The organism is Agromyces sp. P1_H4 (assembly GCF_056405255.1).
This window is the reverse complement of record NZ_JBFUCL010000231.1, coordinates 1-6,082: the sequence shown is the minus strand read 5'-3', so window position 1 is coordinate 6,082 and position 6,082 is coordinate 1. Positions and strand designations below refer to the sequence as shown.

The window sequence follows — 6,082 nt, the reverse complement described above, 5'->3', positions numbered from 1 at the left end:
GTCGTCGAGCAGCAGGGGCGGCAGCTTGCCGCCGGCGCCCAGGCGGTAGCCGCCGGCCGCGCCCCGCGTGGCGTCGACGGGGTAGTCGAGTTCGCGCAGGCGATCGATGTCGTTGCGGATGGTGCGCGTCGAGACGCCGAGGCGCTGCGCGAGCTCGGTGCCGCTCCAGTCGGGTCGTGACTGCAGCAGCGAGAGCAGGGCGAGCAGGCGTGCGGCGGTATCCGACATCTCCCGTGCCTTTCCCGGCCATTAGGAACTGAACGTGCCTATATGCACCGTACCGTCGAAGACATGACGAACACCACCGCTTCCACCGACATCCGCCCCTTCCGCGTCGAGGTCGCCCAGGCCGAGCTCGACGACCTCATGGAACGGCTCGCCCGCACCCGGCTGCCGCAGCCCGCCCCGGTCGACGACTGGGACGCCGGCACCCCGAACGCCTACCTCCGCGACGCCGTCGAGCAGTGGCGCACCGGCTACGACTGGCGCGCCCAGGAGGCCCGCATCAACGCCGTGCCCCACTTCACCACCGAGATCGACGGGCAGCCGATCCACTTCATCCACGTGCGCTCCGAGCACCCCGATGCGACGCCGCTGCTGCTCGCGCACACCTACCCCGGGTCATCCGTCGACTACCTCGACCTCATCGGTCCGCTGGTCGACCCGGTCGCGCACGGCGGCCGCGCCGAGGACGCCTTCGACGTCGTGATCCCGGATGCCCCCGGCTACGGCTTCTCGAACCCGGTCACCGAGGCCGGCTGGACCACCGCCCGCGTGGCTCGGGCGTACGACGCGCTCATGCGCCGCCTCGGGTACGCCGAGTACGGCATCCACGGCTCCGACAACGGCGCGATGGTCGCCCGCGAGCTGGGGCTGCTCGATCCCGAGGGCTTCCTCGGCCTGCACGTGCTGCAGCTCTTCTCGTTCCCGTCGGGCGACCCGAGCGAGTTCGAGCGGCTCGAGCCCCAGGACTACGCGGGTCTCGAGCACATGCAGTGGTTCCAGTCGGTGGGCGGCTACAACACGATGAACGCCTCCCGCCCGCAGACCGTGGCGGTCGGCCTCAGCGACTCGCCCGTCGGCCTGCTCGCCTACAGCGAGCTGTTCAACTCGTTCGGCAACGGGACCTCGCTCGTGCCGCTCGAGAAGATCCTCACCGAGGTGAGCGTGAACTGGTTCGCGAATGCCGCCGCGGGGATGAGCCGCAGCTACTTCGACAACGCGCGCGCCGAGGCAGAGCCGCAGGTGAGCGCCGCGCGCACCGGCGTGGCCGTCTTCAAGGACGACTTCCAGACCATCAAGGTGTTCGCCGAGCGCGACAACACGAACATCGTGCACTGGAGCCGGTTCGACGAGGGCGGGCACTTCGCCGCGCTCGAGCGTCCCGACCTCCTCGTCGGAGACCTCCGGGCGTTCTTCGGGAACGGCGGAGGCGCCGGCGTCGCCGAGTAGCAGCGACGCGACGGGGCAAGCGGATGCCGCGGGCGGAGGCTCGCGGCATCCGCTCACCGCGGTGGCAACGCCCGCGCCCCGATGCGCAGCACGACGAACTCGGCCGGCCGGATCGGGGCGAACCCCACGAGCACGAGCAGCTCTCCGGCGTCGATCTCTCCCTGCGTCATGGTGCCGCGATCGCATCGAACGAAGAACGCGTCCGAGGAGGAGTGGCCGTGGAAGGCGCCCGCCCGGAAGAGACCGTGCAGGAACGCGCCGACGGACTCGCGGACCTCCTGCCAGAGCGGCTCGTCGTTCGGTTCGAACACCGTCCAGGCGAGGCCCCGCTCGATGCTCGCCTCGAGGAACAGCGCGGTGCGTCGCACGGGCACGTACTTCCACTCGCCCGAGTCGGGCCCGCCCGCCGCGAGCGTGCGTGCGCCCCACACGATGGGACGCCGCCCGGGGAAGGTGCGCAGGGCGTTYACGCCCCGGGCGCCGAACTCCCGCACGTCGTCCTGCTCGAGCTCGAACTCCAGCTCGACGCCGAGCACCTCGGACTCCTGCCCGGCCGGTGCGGCCCAGACCCCCTGCGCCGCGTCGGTGCGTGCGATCACGCCGGCCACAGCGCCCGAGGGTGGGAATGGCGCATCCGAAGCCCCCTGCGCCGGATCGGCATGACGCAGCCGCGGTGCGTACAGGGCGGCGTTCGGGCTGGTGGTGCCGACGGCGGCGGCCGCGCCATCCGACAGGGCGACCGCCATCTGCGCCGCGCTCGTCCACGACGACGGCGGGTCGACGAGGAGCATCGCCCGCCGACGTTCGCAGAACGCGACCGCCTCGGCGACGATCTCGCGGGAGTCCTCGCGCTCGGCGGACTCGGCCGGCAGCACGAGCAGGTTGACGTCCACCTCGTCGAGGGCCGCGAGGCCCGACCGGACCGCCGTCACCCCCGCGTCCTCGACCTGGATCGCCACCGCGGTGGTGCCGCCGTTCTCGAAGAAGCTCCGCAGGGCGCGGCCCTGCGAACGGGCGCGCAGCCGGTCGAAGAGCTCGTCCTCGTCGGTGCCCCAGCCGTCGAACGTGTCGGGCGTCTCGAACGGGCCCTCCTCGGCGAGGCCGACGAACGCTGCCACGTTGGTCCCGACGCCTTCGATCGGTCGCGTCATGAGCCCTCCCTCTCGAGCGGAGGCGTCGGCGGGATCGTCGGCGGATGCCTCGTCGCGAGCCTCCTCCCGGCCGCGTCCGGCGTCAAGGGAGCGCACACCATCCCGCGGGAGCGACGACGAAGGGCGCCGTCCGTGAACCGGAGCGGCGCCCTCATCGTTCCCCGCTACTTGCGGTGGGTCGCGTCCGTGACGTCGTTGCCGGCGCGGCCGGCGACCTTCGCCTTCTTGTCGGCGCGTTTCTCCTTGAGCGTCTTCGACGCTGCGGTCTTGCTGGACGACTTCTTCGGTGACTTGTCTGACACGGTGACGCCCTTTGATCGGGAGCCTGGACGGCCCCGTGGCCGCAACCCTACTGCCGGACGCTGTGAGCCGGTCGCGTGACCGGCCACCCCGCGGTGTGGCGTGCTGTTGCGCGTGGACTTCGCGCTCCCGGCCGCCGACGCTATCGTCGAGGCATCCGCTGTTCACCGCCGCGGTCGGCGCGCCCGCGCCCGGCCGTCGCGACGGACCCGCACGTCCCCAGAAGGAACCGCCCCGGAGATGACCGTGACCACGCCGAAGCCCAGCCGCGTCGCCCGTGCCGCCGACTGGTGGAAGGCGCAGCGCGTTCGGGTGCTCTGGTCGGTCGCGATCGCCCTCGTGGCGCTCGTCGTCGTCGTGCTCCTCGCCCGGTGGCTCCGCACGCTCCCGGCCGTCGAGCAGTTCCTCGACACCTACCCGGGCATCCTCCCGCCGCCCGAGGGCACCCCCGTCGGCATCCCGGCGTGGCTCGGCTGGCAGCACTTCCTCAACTCGTTCTTCCTGCTGCTCGTCATCCGCACGGGCTTCCAGCTCCGCTCGAAGCAGCGCCCTCCGGGCTTCTGGACCCGCGACAACACGCGCTGGCTCCGCACGCGGCGCAACCCGCGTCGCATGGGCATCTTCCTCTGGTTCCACCTCTGGCTCGACGCGTTCTGGGTGCTCAACGGCGTGATCTACGTCGTGCTGCTCTTCGCGACCGGGCAGTGGCTGCGCATCGTGCCCACGGACTGGGCCGTCGTGCCGAACGCGCTGTCGGCGGCGCTGCAGTACGCCTCGCTCGACTGGCCCACCGAGGACTCGTGGGTCGTCTACAACTCGCTGCAGCAGCTGGCCTACTTCGCGATCGTGTTCATCGCGTCGCCGATCGCAATCGCCACCGGGCTGCGGCTCTCGTCGGCCTGGCCGCTCGAGGGCTCGCTCGTGCGAGCCTTCCCCGAGAAGGTCGCCAAGTCGCTGCACTACCCGACGATGCTGTTCTTCCTCGCGTTCGTCTTCGTGCACGTGGTGCTCGTGCTCACCACGGGCGCGCTGGTGAAGCTCAACCAGATGTACGCCGCGCGCGACGCCGACGACTGGGTCGGATTCACGGTGTTCGCGGCATCCGTCGCCCTCATGGTCGTGGCGTGGGTGCTCGCGAAGCCGGCGCTGCTGAAGCGCATCGCGGCCGGCTCGGGGCGCGTGCAGGGCTGACCCGGGCGCCGACCGGGCCTGACGCGGGGCTGACGCATCGGGCCTCGCGCGGTACCGTGCGATGGTGACGACGCCCCTCATCGACGACGACGCGCTCGACGACCTCGAGCGCGAGTTCGTGGGGCGGGTGCGCGGTCGCGTGCTCGAGATCGGCGCGGGCGACGGCGCCAACTTCGGCGCGTTCGATCCCGACGTGCAGTGGCAGGGGCTCGAGCCCGACGCCAAGCGGAGGGCCGAGCTCGCGATCAGGGCGCGGGAGTGGCGGCACGAGGCCGCGCCGCTCGACGCGCACGCCGAGCGCATCCCGCTGCCCGATGCCTCGGTCGACGCCGTCGTCGGCACCTACGTGCTCTGCTCGGTCGGCGACCCCGCCGCCGCCCTCGCCGAGGTGCGCCGGGTGCTGGTGCCCGGCGGTCGCGTCGTGTTCGTCGACCACGTGCTCGCCCCGTCGCGCACGCTGAAGCGGGCGGTGCAGCGCGTCGCCACGCCCATCTCGAAGCGTGTCTGCCACGGATGCCACTGGGACCGCGACACCGAGCGGGCGCTCGCCGAGGCGGGCTTCATCGGCCGCGACATCCGGCGGCTGCGCGTGCGGTCGATGCCGTTCGGTCCGGTGCCGATGCTGCTCTTCGACGGGCGCGCGCCCGGGGGCGTGCCGGCCTGAGCAGCTTGGCGCCCCCGATCCACTCGGCTCTGCCGCCGCCCCCCCCGAAACGGCCGCGCCCCGCCCCGCCGAAATGGAGGAAGTTCGGGGCGACGCGCCGCGCGTGGCATCCGTTTCGACCGGCGTGCCGCGCGGATGTTCCTCCATTTCGCCGCTGCGGGGCGGGGCGGATGCCGCGGCGCCGGGTCGGGGCCTGCTACGCGTCGACCGAGCGCACGGGGGCGCCCGCGCCGCCGACACCGCCGACACCGGCGACGCCGGCGGCGTCGAGCACCGAGCGGGCGAGCATCGTCGACCCTGCGACCGCCGCGGGCATCACCAGCACCGCCCCGAGCGGCACCATGAAGCAGAGCTGGGTGGCCACGCCGAAGCCGAGCACCTTCGCCCGGTGGCCGCGCAGCAGCATCCGCCGATCGGATGCCGGGATGCCACGGGCCTCGAACGCCCGCGAGCTGAGTTCCATGGCCAGTAGCCGCCCCGAGAGCACGACGCCGAGCACGGGCGCCAGCACGGCGCCGACGACGGGGATGAAGCCGGTGACGGCGACCCCCATCGCGGCGAAGACGCCGAGCCCGATGAGCGCGGCCGAGTCGCGCACCGAGCGCCAGAAGCCCGTGCCATGCTCGGGCACGCTGCCGCCGAGCTCGACCTCGACGGCACGCCAGATGCGTTCGTAGAAGGGGTCGCCCACCGCGAGCGTGACCGCCGTGAAGGTCACGGCCGCGAGCACCACGGCGGCGCCGAACAGGATGGCGCCGATCGCGCTGCGGATGATCGTCGGCCACGGGTCGACCCACTCGTCGGCGAACGGCGTCAGCCAGTCGGTGATGCCGGGCAGGCCGAAGCCGAGGGCGACGAGCGCGCCGGCCACGAGCAGGAACACGACGGCGGCCGGGATCAGCCCGAGCAGCATGACGCCGGGGCGTCGCGCCCAGAAGCCGAAGCCGCGCACGAGCATCCGCACACCCGAGAAGAAGCCGCCGATCACCCGCCCAGCCTAGGCTTGGCGTCCGAAGCGGACGTGCGGGTTTACGGGAGGATCCACGTGGTGCAGGCGATCGACGTGCGGCTCGACGACGGGCGCGTGCTCCGCGCCTACGACAGCGGGGCGGATGCCGCGAACGGAGCCGATGCCGCGAGCCGGTCGGATGCCGCGGCGGGCCCGGTGGTCGTCTGGCACCACGGTTCGCCGCAGACGGGTGCTCCGCTCGAGCCGGTGCTGGCCGCGGCGGCGGCGCGCGGCATCCGGGTGCTCTCGTACGGGCGACCGTCGTACGGGGGATCCTCGCCGAATCCCGGCCGCGACGTCGCCTCGGCCGCAGCC

At 72.7% G+C, this 6,082-nt stretch carries 7 protein-coding genes and 1 pseudogene; 4 read left to right on the top strand and 4 right to left on the bottom strand.

Going from position 1 to position 6,082, the window contains the following annotated elements:
* On the bottom strand, nucleotides 1-228 hold a 228-nt coding region (locus AC1DY2_RS13640; RefSeq protein ID WP_476762927.1), incomplete at its 3' end, for a helix-turn-helix transcriptional regulator.
* A gap of 63 nt (nucleotides 229-291) precedes the next feature.
* Between AC1DY2_RS13640 and AC1DY2_RS13635 the strand changes: the two genes are divergently transcribed.
* Nucleotides 292-1,452: an epoxide hydrolase family protein gene (locus AC1DY2_RS13635; protein WP_476762926.1), complete on the top strand. Its 1,161-nt coding sequence runs from the start codon at nucleotides 292-294 to the stop codon at nucleotides 1,450-1,452.
* A gap of 53 nt (nucleotides 1,453-1,505) precedes the next feature.
* On the opposite strand, the gene AC1DY2_RS13630 is transcribed toward AC1DY2_RS13635, so the two are convergent.
* Nucleotides 1,506-2,603 (bottom strand): phage tail sheath family protein, encoded by a 1,098-nt coding sequence (locus AC1DY2_RS13630; RefSeq protein WP_476762925.1) that lies wholly within the window; start codon nucleotides 2,601-2,603, stop codon nucleotides 1,506-1,508.
* A 164-nt stretch (nucleotides 2,604-2,767) separates the two neighbouring features.
* A complete protein-coding gene (locus AC1DY2_RS13625; RefSeq protein WP_170963971.1) occupies nucleotides 2,768-2,905 on the bottom strand; it encodes a hypothetical protein in 138 nt (45 codons plus the stop codon).
* Between the two features lie 238 nt (nucleotides 2,906-3,143).
* Between AC1DY2_RS13625 and AC1DY2_RS13620 the strand changes: the two genes are divergently transcribed.
* Complete coding sequence (locus tag AC1DY2_RS13620; RefSeq protein ID WP_476762924.1) at nucleotides 3,144-4,094, top strand: cytochrome b/b6 domain-containing protein; 951 nt, start codon at nucleotides 3,144-3,146, stop codon at nucleotides 4,092-4,094.
* Between the two features lie 64 nt (nucleotides 4,095-4,158).
* Nucleotides 4,159-4,758, top strand: coding sequence for a class I SAM-dependent methyltransferase (locus AC1DY2_RS13615; protein ID WP_476762923.1), 600 nt, complete (start codon nucleotides 4,159-4,161; stop codon nucleotides 4,756-4,758).
* Between the two features lie 196 nt (nucleotides 4,759-4,954).
* On the opposite strand, the gene AC1DY2_RS13610 is transcribed toward AC1DY2_RS13615, so the two are convergent.
* Entirely contained in the window at nucleotides 4,955-5,746 is a 792-nt protein-coding gene (locus AC1DY2_RS13610; protein WP_476762922.1) for an EI24 domain-containing protein, read from the bottom strand.
* Between the two features lie 57 nt (nucleotides 5,747-5,803).
* On the opposite strand from AC1DY2_RS13610, the pseudogene AC1DY2_RS13605 reads away from it, so the two are divergent.
* Nucleotides 5,804-6,082, top strand: a pseudogene (locus tag AC1DY2_RS13605) (alpha/beta fold hydrolase); the annotation flags it as partial.